This window comes from uncultured Clostridium sp. (genome assembly GCF_947036855.1).
Taxonomy (GTDB): Bacteria; Bacillota; Clostridia; order Clostridiales; family Clostridiaceae; genus Sarcina.
The window spans coordinates 1-19,606 of the sequence record NZ_CAMQRY010000041.1; the positions used below are offsets into that span (position 1 = coordinate 1).

Consider the following 19,606-nt stretch of genomic DNA (forward strand, 5'->3'; position numbering starts at 1 on the left):
TTTTTATGTATAATAGAAATTGAATTCGTTTAAATTTATTTATGGGGTGAGGATTAATGGCAATTCAGTTTAAAGAGAAAAATATGGTTAAAGATACAGAAGTAAAAATTACTAATAAATTCTTCTTCATAGAAACATGGGGCTGCCAGATGAATGAGGAAGATTCAGAGAAAATTTCGGGTATGCTGAGTACTATAGGGTATGGTGTTACAGATACTAAGGAAAAGGCAGATGTTATTATTTTTAATACTTGTTGTATTAGAGAGAATGCAGAAAATAAGGTTGTTGGTAATCTTGGTGAACTTAAAAGGCTTAAGAAAGCTAATCCAAGTCTTGTTATTGCTATATGTGGTTGTATGATGCAACAAAAGGATAGTGCTGATAAGATTTTAAAGATGTTTCCTTTTGTTGATATTATTTTTGGAACTCATAATGCTCATAAGTTTCCTGAATATCTAAATAGGGTATTACAGGAGAATATAAGTATAAAAGAAATTTTTGATAAGGAAGAGGGGATTGTTGAGGGACTTCCTATTATTAGAAAAAGTAGTGTAAAAGCTTTTGTTACTATTATGTATGGATGTAATAATTTCTGTACTTACTGTGTTGTTCCTTATGTTAGAGGGAGAGAAAGAAGTAGAAAAGTTATAGATATTGAGAATGAAGTTAAGGAGCTTGTTAGTGCTGGTTATAAAGAAGTAACTTTGCTTGGGCAAAATGTTAATTCTTATGGACGAGGGCTTGATGGTGATGTAAGTTTTGCTAGTCTTTTAAGAAAACTTAATGAAACTGATGGTCTTGAGAGAATAAGATTTATGACTTCACATCCAAAAGATATTTCTATGGATGTTATACAGGCTATAAAGGATTGTTCAAAGGTATGCGAACAAATACATCTACCAGTTCAAAGTGGCTCTAATAATGTTTTAAAGGCTATGAATAGACATTACACTAGAGAGAAGTATCTTGATATTATTAAAAATATAAAAAGAGAACTTCCAGAGATAGGTATATCAACTGATTTAATTATTGGATTCCCTGGGGAAACTGAGGAAGATTTTAATGAAACTGTAAAACTTGTTAATGAGGTTAAGTATGATTCTTCATATACATTTATATATTCAAGAAGAAATAATACACCTGCTGATAATATGGAAAATCAAATTGATGAGGATGTAAAGCATAAGAGATTTAATGTTGTTATAGAAGCTATTAATAAAAATGCTAAAGAGATAAATGATTCTTATGTTGGTAAAACTGTAGAAGTTCTTGTAGAAGATTTAAGTAAGAGCAATGATGAAAATTTAAGTGGTAGGTCAAGAACAGGAAAACTTGTTGCTTTTAAAGGCGATATATCGCTTAAAGGAAAGCTTGTTAATATAAAAATAACAGTAGCAAAACCATTTTCTTTATTTGGTGAGCTAGTTTAATTTGTGGTCTGGTAGCAATTTATTTAATATGCTACCAGACTTTTATTTTTCATAAAAATATATATTAAAAAGTAAACTTAACTAATGGTAAAATAGTTAACTGCTATATTAAATTAATTAAAGCATATATAGTCGTAAAAAAGATGGAATTAAAATATTAATTACATAAATCAAGTTATTTGATATGTATACGGTTTATTATTATAATCAAGTGATATTTAGGGACAAGTCCCTAGATTGATTATAATTTGGAGGTGGCATTAATTTGGTTAAATACTCAAAAGGGATACTTGCATCTATAGCTTGTATGCTATTTTTTTGGTTCGTTCAATATTTAGGTGGAGTTAGTACAGCAATTATTTTTTATCATAAGTTCTTTATGTTTAAACCATTCGCAAATATACCAAGTGTTACAATAACACCTGAAGTTGCCAATCAAATTGGAACTTTAACATTTGTCGGAGATGTATTTGTAATTGTAATAACATTACTTATTATTAAATTTATAGCTAGAAAAAACATAAAAAAGACTTTTAAACTTAAGAAATTCAAGTTAAATAAATTTAAAGTTTTAATACCAATGACTCTTGGAGTTTTAATGGTGAGTGGTATTTTATCATCAATAATTGTAGCTATATTATTTAGTGGTGATAAAAGTCCAGCGCTTGTAAGTAATTTATTTAAAGATATGACATCACCATTATCTATACTTGCAACAGTTCTTATAGCACCTATTGCTGAGGAACTTATTTTTAGAGGGATTTTATTTAATTATATTAGAAAGAAAATAAATACTCCTGCCGCAGTTATAATTTCATCAATAACATTTGGAATATTCCATCAAAATATTTCACAGGGATTATTTGCTGGAGCACTTGGGATATTATTATCACTTATGTATGTATACACAGATTCTTTATTTGGTGATATCTTAACTCATATGTTAGTTAACACAACATCAACTGTTATTAGTCTTGTATTACTTAGTGGTGGGCTTGGTGCTGCTACAGGTGCTATAAGTGGAGTGATTTCAATTACTTATATCCTTATAGGACCAGTACTTATTATGTGGGCAATAAATATTTATAGAAAACAAGTTGGTAAAAAGCTTAAAAACTTTAAAGTAGCAAATAGTATATTAATAATTTTATATGCTTTAATATCAGCAATGTTAATTACTAGTATATTTATACCAGCTTCACTTAAACATTAATATTAAAAAGCTGATTTCAGAATTTAACTGGAATCAGCTTTTTTTATAATATATTCAAATCATCAAATTTGATAATTGCATAGAAAATAAATTCTATTTAGTGTAAAATAAAGTATTAGTAAATAAAAATAGAATGGAGGCAGATTATATGGCTTTAACTCCTATGATGAGACAGTATTTTGAGGTTAAGGATAGATATCAGGATTGTATCCTGTTTTATAGACTTGGAGATTTTTATGAAATGTTCTTTGATGATGCAAAACTTATTTCAAAGGAACTTGAACTTGTTTTAACAGGTAGAGAATGTGGACTTGATGAAAAGGCAGCTATGTGTGGTATACCATATCATGCTTCAAAAACATATATATCAAGACTTATAGCAAAAGGATATAAAGTTGCTATATGCGAACAAATAGAAGATGTATCAGCATCTAAAGGAATTGTAAAAAGGGATGTTGTAAAAGTTATAACTCCTGGAACATATTCTGATGAAAGTACATCTGAATACAAAAATACATATATATCGACAGTATTTATAGGACAAAATGATATTTCTGTTGCCTCTTCTGATATTTCAACAGGAGAATTTAAGGTAACATCTTTTGAGAAAAGTCTTTCAATATTGCTTGATGAATTATCAAAGATATCACCTAAAGAGGTTTTAGTTGATGTTAATATAGATGAAGAATATTTAAAAGAAATAAAATCTTTAACACTAGCTCTTGTTACAAAGAAAGATTATATTAACTTTGCTTGTGATAAGTCAGATTTAGTTGCTACATTTAAAAACTTAGAGATGGAAGAACTAGATGAAGCAAGTCTTATATCTTCTAGTGTATTACTTAACTATATATATGAAACTCAAAAAATGAATTTATCAAATATAAATATACTTGATAAATATTATGTAGTTAATTATATGAGTATAGATAGTAACTCAAGAAGAAACTTAGAGCTTGTTGAAAGTTTAAAAGAGAAAAGTAAAAAAGGTACTCTTATATGGGTAATGGATAAATCAGCTACTGCTATGGGTGGTAGAACTCTTAGAAGATGGATTGAAGAACCACTTATAGTTAAGTCTGCTATTGAAGATAGACTTGAAGCTGTAGGAGAACTTAGCAGTAAGGTTTATTTTAATGAAGATTTAAGAGAGGTTTTAAAAAACATCTATGATATAGAGCGTATAGTTGGTAAAATATCAACTCAAAATGTTAATGGTAAGGATTTAAATTCTCTTAAGATATCGCTTGAAAAACTTCCAGAGATAAAAGACTTTTTATCTAAATGTGAATCTAAGTCATTAAAGAAGTATTTTGATAAGTTAGATATTTTAGATGATATAAAAACATTACTTACAGACTCTATACTTGATGAACCTGCGATTGCAATTAAAGATGGTAACATAATAAAGAGTTCTTATAATGAAGAGGTTAAATCACTTAGAGAAGCTAAAACAAATGGAACTGAGTGGATAGCATCAATTGAAGCTAGAGAAAGAGAATTTACAGGGATTAAATCTCTAAAGGTTGGGTTTAACAGGGTATTTGGTTACTATATAGAAATAACTAAATCACATTATGCATCTATACCAGAGGGAAGATATATAAGAAAGCAAACTCTTGCTAATGCAGAGAGATTTATAACTCAAGAGCTTAAAGAACTTGAAGAACAAATTCTTGGAGCAGAAGAGAAGCTTTCAAAAATTGAGTATGATTTATTTATAGGTGTAAGAGACAAGGTTGAATCACAAATTATAAGACTTCAAAAAACAGCTAAAATGGTTGGGGAACTTGATGTTTTATCAACATTTGCTCTTATAGCAGTTGAAAATAATTATGTGAAACCTGTTATAAATAATAAAGGTACTATTAATATAGTAGATGGAAGACACCCTGTTGTTGAAAAAGTTATAGATAAAGGTGAGTTTATATCTAATAATTCTGATATAGATACAAAAGATAATCAAATGCTTCTTATAACAGGACCTAATATGGCTGGTAAGTCTACTTACATGAGACAGGTAGCACTTATAACTATAATGGCTCAGATTGGTTCTTTTGTACCAGCTACAAAGGCTGATATATCTATATGTGATAAAGTGTTTACAAGAATAGGTGCATCAGATGATTTAGCAGGTGGGAAATCTACATTTATGGTTGAAATGTGGGAAGTTTCTAATATATTAAAAAATGCTACATCAAAAAGTTTAGTATTACTTGATGAAGTTGGAAGAGGGACATCAACATATGATGGACTTAGCATTGCTTGGTCTGTAATAGAGCATATATCGAGTACTATAGGTTGTAAAACTTTATTTGCAACTCACTACCATGAACTTACAAAGCTTGAGGGAATAATAAAAGGTGTTAAAAACTATTCTGTTTCAGTTAAAGAGATAGATGATAACATAATATTCCTTAGAAAGATTGTAGAGGGTGGTGCAGATCAATCTTATGGTATAGAAGTAGCAAAACTTGCTGGAATACCACATGGTGTTATAACAAGGGCTAAGGATATATTACTTGGACTTGAAGATAATTCTGTTGAGGTTAATGTTAATATTTCAACAAAATTAGAATCAGAGAATAAAGAAGATATAAAAACTACTGTAAAAGATGAAGTTAGTGTTGTAAAAGAAGAGGTTGCTATAACTTATACTAAAGAGATAGAAGAGGAAGTAATAATTCCTGAAGTGGTAGTAAAAAAATCAAAGAAATTAAAGAATTTAGAACCTGAGAACATGCAACTTGGTTTTGAGCAGATAGAGAAAGATAATTTAATAGATGAAATTAAAGCTATAGATATAACATCTATTAATATGATGGATGCTATGAATATTCTTTATAAATTATATGGTGATGCAAAGAAAATTAAGTAAGATATAAATAAAATAGATAGGAGGGGTCAGTTTGAGTAGAATAACTATTTTAGACCAACATACATCAAATCAAATTGCAGCAGGAGAGGTTGTTGAAAGACCCTCTTCTGTTGTTAAAGAACTTATAGAAAATTCTATAGATGCAGGAAGTTTAAATATAACTATTGAAATAGAAAATGGTGGTAGTTCTCTTATAAGAATAATAGATGATGGTCATGGTATATATAATGATGATCTTAAAAAAGCATTTATGCCACATGCTACCTCAAAGATAAAAAATGCTGAGGATATATTTAAAATATCAACTCTTGGTTTTAGAGGAGAGGCACTTCCATCTATAGCTGCAGTTTCAAGGGTTAATATGAAGTCTAAGAATGATGAAGAGGAAAATGGTTGGGAAATTAATATAGATGGTGGAGATATAACTGTTGATAATGAGGCTTCTGTTAATAGAGGTACAATTATTGAAGTTAGAGATTTATTCTATAATGTTCCTGCTAGAAAAAAATTCTTGAAATCTGATTCTAGAGAGGGTGCTATCATAAATGATATAGTAAGTAGGATATCACTTGCACATCCTGAAATATCATTTAAACTCTTTAATAATGGTAAGAAGGTTATACATACCTATGGTACTGGTGAGCTTATAGATTCTATTAGAAGTCTATATGGTAAAACTACATCTGAAGAAATACTTTATTTTGAGCATGCGTCAGATACAGTAACAATACATGGTTATATAGGGAAAGATACTCTTGCTAGAAAATCTAGAAATAATCAAACTGTTTTTGTTAATAAGAGATATATAAAGAATAGAACTATATCTGTTGCAGTAGAGAATGCATATAAATCATTTAACACAGGTGATAAATATCCTTTCTTTGTTTTATTCATAGATATATATCCTGAATATATAGATGTTAATGTCCATCCTACTAAATCAGAAATAAAATTCAGAGATGATAAAGCTGTATTTTCAACTGTTTTTAAAGGAATACATGATGTTTTAAGTATAGATGTAAGAAATGAGTTTAATGGTGGTACTGAGTTCTTAGAAGATATAAGAGCTAAGGAGTTAGAACTTGAACAATGCTCATTTGAAAAAAGACTTGAAGAACTAAATGAACTTGAAGCAAAGCTTAAAAATACAGAAGCTTTATACAAAGAGAAAACTACTGTAGAAATGCCTATAAGTATAAATAGGGATGATATACAAAATAATAGTTTTGTAAGTGAGGATTTAAATTCTTTAAGCACTACTGATACGGGTATTGATAAGTCAGTTAATGTTGATTATGTATATAATGATGTAAAGAAAAGTTCAGAAGAGTTTGTAAGTTTTGAGAGCACAGTTAATAAAGCTAATGAGGATATTAAAACTCCAAAATTCCCTATACTTGAAATTATAGGTCAGTATAATAAGACATATATACTTGCTCAAAAAGAAGGTACTTTATATCTTATAGACCAACATGCAGCACATGAAAAGTTTTTATTTGAAAAGTATTTAAAATCTATAGAAAGTAATACCCTAATGATTCAACCTTTAATGGTTCCTATTGTTATAGAGTTATCACTTAATGATTATGGATACTTTGAAGAAGATAAAGATATATTTGAAAATGCTGGATTTAAGGTAGAGGGCTTTGGTATGAGTTCTATAAAACTTAATGAAGTTCCATACTTCCTTGGTAAGCTTGATGCAAAAGGATTCTTCCTTTTGATACTTGATAATCTTAAAAATTTAGGTAGTGGTAAAACCGTAGAAGTAAAATATAATAAGATAGCAAGTCTTGCTTGCAAGGCAGCGGTTAAAGCTAATGATGTATTATCAGAAGAGGAAATGCAAAAGCTTCTATATGATATAAGATTTTTAGAAGATCCCTTCCATTGTCCACATGGTAGACCAACTATTATAAAATTTACTTCTTATGATATAGATAAAATGTTCAAAAGAATAGTTTAAGGAGATTTACTAATGAATAATAAATTATTAGTTATAGCAGGACCTACAGCAGTTGGAAAAACTGCTATTTCAATAGAACTTGCTAAAAAATTAAATGGTGAGATAATTTCAACTGATTCAATGCAAATATATAAGAAGATGGATATAGGTTCAGCTAAAATATCTGTAGAAGAGATGGATGGAGTTGTTCATCATATTATAGATATAATAGAAGTAGAAAATGAGTTTAGTGTTTCAGAGTTTCAAGTTTTAGCTAAAAATGCTATAGAAGATATCAGAAGTAGAGGTAAACTTCCTATTCTTGCAGGTGGTACAGGGTTATATATAAACTCAGTAATATGTACTATGAATTTTGCAGAAGGTGAGAAAGATACTTCTTATAGAGAAGAGCTTGAAGCTTTAGCAGTTGAAAAAGGAAATGACTATGTTCATAGTCTATTAAAAGAAATAGATTTAGAGAGCTATAATTCTATACATAAGAATAATGTTAAGAGAGTTATAAGAGCACTAGAAGTTTACAAGCAAAGTGGAAGACCATTTAGTTCATTTAAAGAAGAAAATAATATCTATAAATGTGATTATGATGTTTTCTATTATGTTTTAAACATGGATAGAAGTAAACTATATGAAAGAATAAATAGAAGAGTAGATATAATGATGGAAGCAGGTCTTATAGAAGAGGTAGAAATGCTTAAAGCTAGAGGTCTAACTCCTGATAATCAATCAATGAAGGGTATAGGATATAAAGAAATACTTTCATATCTAAATGGAGATATTGATTTAGATATAGCTATTGATATGGTTAAACAAGGAAGTAGAAATTATGCTAAAAGACAACTTACTTGGTTTAAGAAAGATCCGAGAGCTATTTTTATAGATAAAGATTTATTTAATAATGAAGAGGAAATCATAGATAAAATAATTACTGAGATTTCAAAGTAGATGTATTATTTATTTTAAAACTTTATATGAGGTAAAATAGGCAAGCTTTACATAAGTTTGCCTATTTTTTTAGGCTATGCTAATATAAATATGGAATTTAAATTAAAACGTAGGAGGTGTTTCTTTTGCTTAAAGAAACTATGGAATTATTACAATCAACTTATGGATTAAAAGAGCAAACAGTTGATTTATACAACAAAGCAATCAAAGATGTAGAAGAAAGTTTTAAACTTTATGATGATATAAGAGAATTTAATCAATTAAAGGTACTTGCTTCATTCAAAAAACATAGAGTATCAGACTCTCATTTTACTAACTCAACAGGGTATGGTTATGGGGATATAGGAAGAGATACTTTAGATGAAGTATATGCTGATATATTTAAATGTGAGAAAGCACTTGTAAGACCACATTTTGTTAGTGGTACACATGCTATCGGAACAGCTTTATTTGGAAACTTAAGACCAGGAGATACTATTTTATTATCTACAGGTACACCATATGATACATTACATACTTTAATAGGTATCAACAAAACTGAAAAAGTTGGTTCACTTAAAGAGTATGGTGTTGCATACAAGCAAGTAGATCTTGTAAATAATAAAATAGATATAGAATCTGTTAAAAAAGTTTTAAGAGAAGATAAAACGATTAAAATAGTACATATGCAAAGATCAACAGGGTATGGTTGGAGAAATGCATTCCTAGTTGAAGAACTTGGTGCTGCTATTAAAGAATTTAAATCAATAAGACCAGATGTACTAGTATTTGTTGATAACTGTTATGGTGAGTTCTTAGATACAAAAGAACCAACAGAAGTTGGAGCAGATTTAATGGCTGGTTCACTTATTAAGAATATTGGTGGAGGAATGGCTCAATCAGGTGGATATATAGTTGGTAAAGCTGAATATGTAGACCAAGCTTCTTATAGACTTACAGTTCCAGGTGTTGGTGGAGAGTGTGGTGCTACATTTAACCTTATGAGAGAAATATATCAAGGATTATTTATGGCTCCTCATATATCAATGGAAGCTGTTAAAGGTGCAATTTTCTGCGCTAGAATAATGGAACTTGCTGGATTTGAAGTTCTTCCAAAGTATACAGATAGAAGAAGTGATATAATTCAAGCTATTAAATTTAATGATAGACAAAAGCTTATAGATTTCTGTAAGGGGATACAAAAAGCCTCTCCAGTAGATTCATTTGTTGAGTGTGAACCATGGGCTATGCCAGGATATGATGATGAAGTAATAATGGCTGCAGGTGGATTTATACAAGGTTCTTCAATAGAACTTTCAGCAGATGCTCCACTTAGAGCTCCTTATATTGCATATCTTCAAGGTGGTTTAACATTTGATCATGCAAAAACTGGTGTTCTTGTAGCGCTTAATAGCATATTATAATATATGCTATTTAAAAAGGGGGATTAAATTTGAATTTTTTAGGTAATGTTATATGGTTTTTATTTGGAGGTCTTATTCAAGGATTGCTGTGGATATTTTGGGGAGTACTTTGGTCTATTACAATAATAGGTCTACCAATAGGGATTCAATGTTTTAAACTTGCAAGTCTTCAATTTTGTCCATTTGGGAAGGAAATTGTTACAACAAATGATAGTTCAACAAGCTTTCTTTTGAATGTTTTATGGCTGTTTTTTGGAGGATTTACTCTTGCACTAGGTAATTTAATTGTTGGTATAGGAATGTGTGTAACTATAATAGGTATACCTTTTGGATTACAAGCATTTAAACTTGCCAGACTTTCTTTAATGCCATTTGGAAAAGATATTAGATAAAATTAAAACTCTAACATACTCAAATGAGATATGTTAGAGTTTTTTTAATATTCTCTGTATAATCCAGCAAGTTTTCCAAGAATAGTACATTCAGTTACTATTATAGGATCCATTGTAGAATTTTCAGGCTGTAATCTGTAATAATTTTTTTCTTTGAAAAATCTTTTAATAGTAGCTTCATTATCGATAAGTGCAACAACAATATCTCCATTTTCAGCAACATTAGTTTTTTCTATAATAGCCAAATCACCATCTAAAATTCCGGCTTCAATCATGCTACTACCTGAAATTCTAAGAATAAATAAATCCTCTGTATGTTTTACATAATTGAGCGGTATTGTAAATGTATCTTCTATATTTTCAATAGCAAGAATTGGTTCACCAGCTGTTACCTTTCCAACAATAGGTATATTAATCATTTCTTTTTTTCGATCTGAAAATTCAATTATTTCAAGTGCTCTTGTTTTTGTACTTTCTCTATTTATATAACCCTTTCTCTCTAGAGTTTTTAAATGTCCATGAACTGTTGATGTTGATTTTAACCCAACAGCGACACAAATTTCTCTAACAGATGGTGGGAAACTTTTTTCTTCTACAAATGATTTTAAAAAATTATAAATCTCTGTTTGTTTTTGAGTCATTGGTTCTGTCATACACGCCACCTCTTATTAATATTGTGAACATTATAACACAGTAATAGGTTTATATCAAACCTATGTTCGGTTTTGGAATAACAAATTTACTATATTAAGTTAATTTCAATGATTTTTTATTATAATATTATTGTATATATACTATTATTTAGAGTATAATAGTATATATAATTACGTAATACATTTTTAAGTATATTAGAAGTATTACACAAATTGGAGGGCGTATGAGTAAAGTGGAAAGTAAAGAACTTAAAGTTAAATCTTTTAGAGTGGATGAAAGTACTTTTTCTAAATTTAAAGAGATTGCATCAAACGAATTTGGAAATCAAGCACAATGCCTTGAAGCTCTTATTAACATTTATGAAACAGAAGAAGCTAAAGGTATTTTAGTTGGGAGACAGCTTGAAATTGAAAGTTTTCAAGATTATTTAAATAAGATAAGCAGATTATTTACTACATCATTACAACTTAGCAGTGATGCAGAGGAAAGAGCTAAGGAGTGTTTCATAAAAAAACTAGATTCTAAAGATGAGGCTATAACTGTTATAAAAAGTAAAAATGATGAACTAAAAGAAGAAATTATAATTCTTAAAAAGAAAAATAAAGAATTAATTGATAATAATTCAAATTTAGAAACTAAAAATACAGAACTTAGTGAAGCTAAAAATACTCTATCGCAGCTCGCAAACAGAAATTTCGATTTATCTAGTAGATTGGAAATTGAAATTAAAGATTTAAAGTTAGAAAGTGAAAAAAAATCTGATTACAAAGCAGAAAATATAGAGTTATTAGCTAAGTGTAATACTTATAAAAGAGCGATTGATGAAAATGATTTGATGATGCAAAATTCAGAGAAAAAATCAGTTGAATTAGAAGGTAAGTTACAAGAAATGAGTAAAATATCAAAAAGTAAAGATTCTGAAGTTAAATCATACCAAGCTTTATTAGAAGCTGTAAGAAGAGAAGCTAAAGTTGAAATTGTAACTGTAGAGAATAAACTTAAGGCAGAGTATAAAGAAACTTTAAAAGAGCGTATAGAGCTTTTAAATAGAGGATTTGAACTTGACAAAAAAGAGTTAGAATTAAAAATCAAAGAATTAAAAATTAAATAGTTTTGATATAATTATTATTATTTGATATAATGATAATCTGTTTAGAATAAGAAATTAGGAATAAAAGGTGGTTTAATATATGAGTAAAGATTCAAAAGTTGAAGATATAAAAGATTATATAGATGGAAATGACTTATCTACTAGAGCTATACAGATAGAAGCTATAGCAACTAATGAAACTGAAAGTGATTTCCTGAAGGAAGAAACAATTAGTGACGTTGAAGATTTAGATGTAGATGGTTCTAAATATAAAGAATATGAAAAAGCTTTAAAAGACCTTTTAGGTGAAGATGAAAGTGAGTATGTAGATGCTTTCGAAAATATAGTATACCTTGAAGATTTAGAAGGGGTAGACACTATGGATTTAGATGGTTCTACAGATGAAGTCTTCCCTGGTGTTAGAATTTTAAAACCTAAAAAAGATGAAGATGAAGCTGAAGAAGAAGATGAATGGTAAAATAAAAATTAAATATGTATAGAAATGAGCCTGATAATTTATTTATCAGGCTCATTTTTTATATTTGAGAGTGGATTAGAATTTGCAGCATCTCTAAGTTGCTCGTTATCTACATGAGTATAAATTTGAGTTGTTGATATACTTTCATGACCAAGTATAGATTGTAATGCCCTTATATCAACGTTTCCGTGTTTATACATCAGGGTAGCAGCTGTATGTCTAAGTTTATGAGGGCTAACTTTTTTTGTGGTTATGCTAGAATTACCAATATGTTTTTTCACCAAATTCTCAACACTTCTTTTACTTAAAGCTCTATTTTGCATAGATATAAATAGGGTATTCCTATCACCAATTGCTATTTTTTTAACTTCTCTCATATTCATATAATTATTTATAGCACTTACACAGGCTTTGTTTAAATAAACAGTCCTTTCTTTGTTCCCTTTACCAATTACCGTCAAAGTATCTTTGCGTATATTATCTATTTGAATACCACAAAGCTCTGATAATCTTAAGCCACAGTTTAAAAATATAGTTAAAATACAATAATCTCTATAATAATTTCTATCCATTTTATCCATGCTACTCAAAAGATTTAGACTTTCATTTAAGTCTAGGTGGATAGGGTTTCTTTTTTCTATTTTAGGACTTTCTAGTTCAGCAGCTGGATTGTTTTTAATCACTTTAAGTTTTAAATTTAAAAAGTTGAAAAATGATTTTAAAGTTGCAACCTTTCTAGCTTTAGCGTGAGAACTATTATTTCGTTCTTTATCTAAAAATTTTAAAAAGGCATAAAGATCCCTAAGTTGGATATCTTTTATAATATCTAAATCTATGTCAGAAATTATAATATTTTTAAATTCTATATCATTTGTAATTTCAACAATTCCTAAATGGATTTTTAAAAATCTGAAAAATAATCTTAAATCTATGGTATAAGCTTCTATAGTGTTAGGTGATTTTCCTTTTATACTTTCTAGATAATTAAGAAAATCTTCAACTGCTTCTGGAAGTCGGTTGAGTTTGAGCTTTTTATATTTTTGATTTTCAGTTTTACTTATAGTTTTTTCTTTGATTATTGGTGTGTGCTTTAGATTAAGTTCTTTTACCCAATTTTGAATACTTCTAGTGCTTAAATTATATATTTTAGCTAGTTCGATTGTAGAAAAATTATTGATTTCAAAAAGTTTGTAAATATCACTTATTATATATTCGTAATTTCTAGAAATCTTTTTCTTCTTAAAATCGATTTGTATCTTTTTGAGTCTTTTCTCCTGTAATTCATCTAAAAACAAGCTATTTAGTAGTTTTTCTATAGTGAATTCATATTTATAGTTCTCGAATTTATTTTTATTTATCATAATATACCTCTATACATTCTTTGAAATATCATTAATTTATTATACCATATCATTATATAAAATTCAATAAATGCGCAGTATCTAAATATAGTAATATAGCTATTATTACTGAATGTTGACTTAAAATCTAACTATGCGCTAAATAACAATTTAGCGCATAGTTAGATTACATGCACTATTAGGAGTGCAGCTGATAAACATTGAATTTTACAATATAAAATACTTATACGGCGCTTTGTTTTATTAAAAAACCTCAATAGAACTTACTATGCACATTGAAATTATCCACAAATAACAATAGATAGTAATACTCAAAGTATTACTATCTATTGTATTACGTATTATTATATAAAGCTATAAAGTTATTATTTTTAAAAACTCTTCTTCATTTATTATTTTTATAGCAGAATTTAATTTGAGAAGTTCTTTAACTTTTCTTAATTTAATTGTAAGATAATCATTCTCAATTGAAATGTTGGTAATAAGAATATCTGTAGTTGAATTTATTGTATTTGAAGTTTTTCCACCACAAGCTAAAATTTTAGAACTTGCCTTAGCTCTAGACATACTATTTAATGGTCCTGTAAATACAATATTTTTATTTTTAAAAAATCCACTAGTATCTTTAGGTGCTTTATCTAATAATGATACCTTCTTTTTATTTATTTTAAAATTTATATTATTCATAGGCTCTATAGCAAGATTATTTGTTACCGTACCTGGTGAAATTCCAGTTTTTTCATAAAGAGAATTTATATTTTCCATTTCTAGATAATTACACATATCTAAAAACACTTTTGCAGCTACTAATGAATCGTCCAATGCATTATGATGATTAAATTTAATATCAAGCATTTCAGCAAGTGTTATAAGTTTATTATTAGGTAAACCTTCATATATTTTTTTGCTTAATTCTACAGTGCAAATATAATTACATTTTTTAAGCTTTAAATTATAATCATTTAAAGTTTCTGTTAAAACCTCTATATCAAATTTAGCATTATGTGCTACAACTAAATTATTTTCAATGGAGCTTTTTATTTTAGGCCATATATTTATAAATAATTCTTCGTTTTCAACATCATCCGCTGTTATACCATGTACCCATATATTCATAGGTTTAAATATGTTTTCTTTAGGTCTTATCAATGTTTGAAACTGCCAGACTATTTTGCTTGATTCAACGAGTGTAATTCCAATAGAACATGCACTTGTTCGTTTTTCACTAGCTGTTTCAAAGTCTATAGCTACAAAATTCATTATCAAACACTTCCTTTCTATATCAAATGGTATGTACCATTTTAATTTTTATATTTTTATGCAAAATTAAATACACAGTAAAAACTGTGTATTTAAAAATTTTAATCTTCAAATAATAAGTCTAATACTTTTTCTCCTGCATGTCTATTGTTACCTTTATAAGGATAACAATGTATATGAATAGCAGGGTTAAAGTTCATTTCTATAACAGCATGATTTATACTACTTGCCTCTTCTTCAATATCCTTAATCATAATATCTATTCCAGTAATTCTTGCTTTAGCCGCTTTTGCAACTTTTAATGCAATGTCTTTATATGAATAATGTATTTTATCAGTAAAGTCTAAGCTATCTCCTCCAGTGCTGATATTAGAGTTTTCTCTTAAATATATAATTTCTTCATTCTTAGGTATATAATCAAAATCTAATCCTTGTGCATTTAAAAACATTTCTTCACTAACACCAAGTTTTATCTTTTCAAGTGGCTTTACATAGCCTTCTCCACGAAGAAAGTCTTTATTTTTTTCATTAACAAGTTTAGTTATTGAATTTTTACCATCACCTGTAACATTAGCTGGAACTCTATGAAGAATTCCTACAAGTTCATCATTTATAACTAAGAATCTATATTCTTTTCCACTTATAAACTCTTCTATTAAAATTGATTTATCTTTTGAAAAAGCAATATCTATAGCTTTATCGAAAGATTCTCTATCACATTCATTTTTAAATATTGTAATTCCAATTCCAAAGTTTGTTGACTTAGGTTTTATTACTATTCCTCTTCCTTCAAATAGCTTAAAATCAAGTTTAGCAAAATCTATATCATTATATACTTCACCCTTTGGAACTTGTATATCATTATCAATAAGAACTTTTTTTGTAACTTCCTTATTTTCCATAAGAAGTGCTGTTATATAAGTATCTTTAGATGTTTTAGTTGCTTGTTTAACATATTCTGTTTTATTTCCATTAGATAAAGATATGAAGTTTTCACTTCTATCAAGTATATCTATTTTAAGACCTCTTTTTATAGCATCTCTTAGTAATATTTGACTTGATAACTCTAAATCTTCAAACCCTCTTAAACTAAATTTATTTTTTTCACTATATTTAAGAGCTTCTCTTGATCTTTCCATATGAAAATCTACATAAGAACTATCTTTGATTTTCTCTACTATATTAATAGAGATAGTTTTATCAATATTTCTTAATCTGTCATTGGATATTTCTAAGACTCTTTTATAATCATCAGTTAGTATACCAAGTGAGTCTAAACATTTTGAAACATTATCTATTATACTAAGCCCTTTTTCAATCAAACAAATTTCTTCATTACATTCAAAAACCTTAATAGATTTTTTTCTTCCATATGAAGTCACTATTTCATCATTATAATTGTATTCATTATACTTAGAATTTGTCATTGTTTCATTTTCTTTAAATGTCATATAAAGTAGGAAGGCATGTAGTAATTTTAGAGTATCTTTTGATACACCAAACTCACTAAGGGGATCTAAATCAAGTATTCTTATTTCTAAGTACTCAACACCAGATTCTTGAAGGTCATTTATATACCCCGTTCCTTTTGATGTTTTTAATCTAATAGGACTATAATACTCTTTTTCTGTACTTATATGACCTTTATCAATAGCAGATTTAACATCTCTTGTATATTCATCAACTGAATCATAAGAAACAAAGAAATCAGTTAAATTTTTATACCCACAATCACTATTTCTAAGTGAGTAAGTATTACTAAAATAAAAACTATCTGTATCAAGTTTCTTTGCAGCATCAACACATGAGCTAACATATGTTTCATGGAATATAGGACTAGCTCCAGTTAAGTATACTAAAAGCCATCTATATTTTAAAAAGTTTCTTGATATATTTAGATAAATTTTATTTTTAAACTCTTTAAAGCTTAATTCATCTGAATAATCAGCATAAAGTAATTTTAAAAAATCAGTTTTAAAAGAAAAGTTAAAATGAACTCCACTTATAAGTTGTTTCTTTTTTCCATACTTTTCAGCAAGTTTATTTCTATAAACCTCTTCCTTTGCACCATTATACTTAGATACTGGAATCAAACTCTCCTCAGGTAATATTGGAGGGTTGCTTTGTGACCATAAAAACTCATCTTTAAGCTCTGTTGTAACTATATCATTTAATGCTCCTATAAAATTATAAACTTCATCTATAGTATCACAAGGTGGTGTAACCATTTCTATCTGACTTTCTGAAAAATCTGTTGTTATATATGGATTTTTACTTTTATCACCAAATACAACAGGATGTTTAGTCAGTGCTAGGTGTCCATTTTTATCAACTCTTACATTTTCTTTTTCTATACCAAAATTACAAAGATTTAAATATTTTTGTAATTTATCATTCAATATTTTTTCTTTAATTCCTGTTTGTAATCTCATCATATTTATTTACCTCTATCTTAATCTATTACTTCTTAAGTTGAAAATACCATACAATTTTGAATTTCTTTTGAACATTCAAATATATATGCTAATTTATTATATATTATTTGTAGTTTTTTTGAAAGAATACCCATGCATATATTTATATTTATATTAATTTTAAGAAAACAATATTAACATTGCTAAAAAGTTTATTATTAAGATTATTAATTTGGTATAATTTTCTTGTATCATATTAGTTAGTGTATAGGGGGATGTTTATGTATTTAGATAAAATTAAAAAGGTTAGAGATAACATAAAAAATGATATTATAAAAACACCATTAATATATAGTAAAGGATTTTCTGATATATCTAAAAATGAAGTATATCTTAAATGTGAAAATCTGCAACTTACAGGAGCATATAAACTCCGTGGTGCTTTAAACAAAATTTCAAAATTATCAGAAGAGGATAAAAGAAAAGGTGTTATTTGTTCATCAGCAGGAAATCATGCACAAGGTGTTGCATATGCAGCTTCTCTATATAATATAGAATCAACTATAGTAATGCCAAAGACAACTCCACTTTTAAAAGTTAATTCAACAAAAGAACTTGGTGGAAATGTAATATTACATGGAGATGTCTATGATGATGCATATAGTAAAGCTAAAGAACTTGAAGAACTTAATAACTTGAAATTTATTCATCCATTTAATGATATAGATGTAATTCTTGGACAAGGTACAATCGCTATAGAATTAATTGAAGAACTTAAAGATTTTGATATTGTTTTATGTCCTATTGGTGGTGGTGGTCTTATCAGTGGGCTAGCACTTGCATTAAAAGAGTATAACTCTAACATTAAAATTATAGGTGTTGAAGCTGAAGGGGCAAATTCTATGCAGCAAAGCATACAAGAAGGCAAAAGAATTTGTTTAGATAAAGTTACAACAATAGCTGATGGTATAGCTGTTAAACTTCCAGGAGAGAAAACGTTTGAAATAATAAGAGAATATGTTGATGACATTATTACAGTTAGTGATAAAGAAATAGTTGAGGATTTTGTTTTTCTTAGTGAAAAGCATAAACTTATAGCAGAACCAGCAGGTGTAGTTTCACTATCAGCACTTAGAAAACTTAAAAATATAGAAGGTAAAAAAATAATTTCAATAATTAGTGGTGGAAATATAGATATGGTTACAATGTCTGCACTTATTAAAACCGGACTTGTATCTAGAGGAAGATTATTCTCATTTGAAGTTGAACTTCCACACCGTCCCGGTCAACTTTTAAAAATCAGCTCACTACTTTCAACTTTGAATGCTAATATAGTAGAACTTGAACATAATCAATTTAAATCATCAGATCATTTAAGAAATGTAATTCTTGGAGTAACTGTTGAAACAAATGGACTATCTCATATAAATGAAATTAAAGAAGTATTATCATTAAATGATTATACAATAAAGCAAATTTACTAAGATATAAAATATATAAAGCAGGCAATTAATTAAAATTGTCTGCTTTTTAATATATTTAGAACATCTTTAAAATCTAAAGAATTTGAAGTTTCACAAGCCGAGTTATTTAAAATATTATTTATCATATCCCTCTTTCTATCTTGTAATTCAATTATTTTTTCTTCAACCGTATCTTTAGCAATTAATCTTATTACTTCAACTGCATTTTTTTGTCCTATTCTATGAGCTCTATCTGTTGCTTGGTCTTCAACAGCAGGATTCCACCAAGGATCAAAATGTATAACAATATCAGCTTCAGTTAGATTAAGTCCTGTTCCACCAGCTTTTGTACTGATTAGGAACACATCACTCTCACCTTCTTTAAGTTTTGTAACAGCACATTCTCTTGCTTTAGCACTTAAGCTTCCATCAAGATAACTATATCTTATATTTTCAATATCTAATCTTTGGGAAATATTTTTAAGTACAGAAGTAAATTGAGAAAACACAAGAAGCTTATGCCCCTCTTCTATCTTTTCACTTAAAATATCTATAAGTATATCTATCTTTGTGCTATTCCCCTTATAATTATCTATAACAGTACTTGGATCAAGACATAATTGTCTAAGTTTTGTTATATATGCTAAAATATCTAACCTATT

General features: G+C 28.0%; 15 protein-coding genes. 10 read left to right on the plus strand and 5 right to left on the minus strand.

The genetic code is table 11. The annotated features are described in order from the left end of the window. Nucleotides 1-83: 83 nt before the first annotated feature. The 7 genes from miaB (at nucleotide 84) to Q0V15_RS06165 (ending at nucleotide 10,224) form a co-directional block, all read left to right on the plus strand. Nucleotides 84-1,430: a tRNA (N6-isopentenyl adenosine(37)-C2)-methylthiotransferase MiaB gene (gene miaB / locus Q0V15_RS06135; RefSeq protein ID WP_297437076.1), complete on the plus strand. Its 1,347-nt coding sequence runs from the start codon at nucleotides 84-86 to the stop codon at nucleotides 1,428-1,430. Nucleotides 1,431-1,695: 265 nt separating this feature from the next. Further along, nucleotides 1,696-2,643 (plus strand): CPBP family intramembrane glutamic endopeptidase, encoded by a 948-nt coding sequence (locus tag Q0V15_RS06140; protein ID WP_297437050.1) that lies wholly within the window; start codon nucleotides 1,696-1,698, stop codon nucleotides 2,641-2,643. Between the two features lie 148 nt (nucleotides 2,644-2,791). Next, entirely contained in the window at nucleotides 2,792-5,521 is a 2,730-nt protein-coding gene (mutS, locus tag Q0V15_RS06145) for a DNA mismatch repair protein MutS (RefSeq protein WP_297437052.1), read from the plus strand. A gap of 31 nt (nucleotides 5,522-5,552) precedes the next feature. Then, nucleotides 5,553-7,487: a DNA mismatch repair endonuclease MutL gene (mutL, locus tag Q0V15_RS06150; RefSeq protein WP_297437054.1), complete on the plus strand. Its 1,935-nt coding sequence runs from the start codon at nucleotides 5,553-5,555 to the stop codon at nucleotides 7,485-7,487. Between the two features lie 12 nt (nucleotides 7,488-7,499). Further along, nucleotides 7,500-8,429: a tRNA (adenosine(37)-N6)-dimethylallyltransferase MiaA gene (gene miaA / locus Q0V15_RS06155; RefSeq protein ID WP_297437056.1), complete on the plus strand. Its 930-nt coding sequence runs from the start codon at nucleotides 7,500-7,502 to the stop codon at nucleotides 8,427-8,429. Between the two features lie 125 nt (nucleotides 8,430-8,554). Beyond that, nucleotides 8,555-9,832: a methionine gamma-lyase family protein gene (locus tag Q0V15_RS06160; RefSeq protein WP_297437058.1), complete on the plus strand. Its 1,278-nt coding sequence runs from the start codon at nucleotides 8,555-8,557 to the stop codon at nucleotides 9,830-9,832. Between the two features lie 29 nt (nucleotides 9,833-9,861). After that, on the plus strand, nucleotides 9,862-10,224 hold the full coding sequence (locus tag Q0V15_RS06165) for a YccF domain-containing protein (protein ID WP_297437060.1): 363 nt from the start codon (nucleotides 9,862-9,864) through the stop codon (nucleotides 10,222-10,224). Between the two features lie 44 nt (nucleotides 10,225-10,268). Here Q0V15_RS06165 and lexA read toward each other — a convergent pair whose 3' ends face one another. Next, nucleotides 10,269-10,877, minus strand: a complete 609-nt coding sequence (lexA, locus tag Q0V15_RS06170) for a transcriptional repressor LexA (RefSeq protein WP_297437063.1) — start codon at nucleotides 10,875-10,877, stop codon at nucleotides 10,269-10,271. Nucleotides 10,878-11,101: 224 nt separating this feature from the next. Here lexA and Q0V15_RS06175 point away from each other — a divergent pair, with 224 nt between their 5' ends. Continuing rightward, nucleotides 11,102-11,989, plus strand: a complete 888-nt coding sequence (locus Q0V15_RS06175; RefSeq protein WP_297437065.1) for a hypothetical protein — start codon at nucleotides 11,102-11,104, stop codon at nucleotides 11,987-11,989. A gap of 79 nt (nucleotides 11,990-12,068) precedes the next feature. Next, the gene (locus Q0V15_RS06180) at nucleotides 12,069-12,446 is read left to right on the plus strand and encodes a hypothetical protein (RefSeq protein ID WP_297437067.1); all 378 of its coding nucleotides are present in this window, start codon (nucleotides 12,069-12,071) and stop codon (nucleotides 12,444-12,446) included. 38 nt (nucleotides 12,447-12,484) lie between these two features. Here the strand turns inward: Q0V15_RS06180 and Q0V15_RS06185 are convergent, their stop codons facing one another. The 3 genes from Q0V15_RS06185 to gshAB all read right to left on the minus strand — a co-directional run bounded on the left by Q0V15_RS06185 (nucleotide 12,485) and on the right by gshAB (nucleotide 17,502). After that, nucleotides 12,485-13,507 carry a tyrosine recombinase XerC gene (locus Q0V15_RS06185; RefSeq protein WP_297437077.1) on the minus strand — a complete coding sequence of 341 codons (1,023 nt, stop codon included), beginning with the start codon at nucleotides 13,505-13,507 and terminating at the stop codon, nucleotides 12,485-12,487. Nucleotides 13,508-14,161: 654 nt separating this feature from the next. After that, nucleotides 14,162-15,067 carry an exonuclease domain-containing protein gene (locus Q0V15_RS06190; RefSeq protein WP_297437069.1) on the minus strand — a complete coding sequence of 302 codons (906 nt, stop codon included), beginning with the start codon at nucleotides 15,065-15,067 and terminating at the stop codon, nucleotides 14,162-14,164. Nucleotides 15,068-15,168: 101 nt separating this feature from the next. Beyond that, nucleotides 15,169-17,502 carry a bifunctional glutamate--cysteine ligase GshA/glutathione synthetase GshB gene (gene gshAB / locus Q0V15_RS06195; RefSeq protein WP_297437070.1) on the minus strand — a complete coding sequence of 778 codons (2,334 nt, stop codon included), beginning with the start codon at nucleotides 17,500-17,502 and terminating at the stop codon, nucleotides 15,169-15,171. A 260-nt stretch (nucleotides 17,503-17,762) separates the two neighbouring features. Between gshAB and ilvA the strand changes: the two genes are divergently transcribed. Then, nucleotides 17,763-18,965 (plus strand): threonine ammonia-lyase, encoded by a 1,203-nt coding sequence (ilvA, locus tag Q0V15_RS06200; RefSeq protein ID WP_297437072.1) that lies wholly within the window; start codon nucleotides 17,763-17,765, stop codon nucleotides 18,963-18,965. Nucleotides 18,966-18,994: 29 nt separating this feature from the next. Here the strand turns inward: ilvA and Q0V15_RS06205 are convergent. Next, nucleotides 18,995-19,606: DEAD/DEAH box helicase (locus Q0V15_RS06205; RefSeq protein ID WP_297437074.1), on the minus strand; the 612-nt coding region annotated here is incomplete at its 5' end.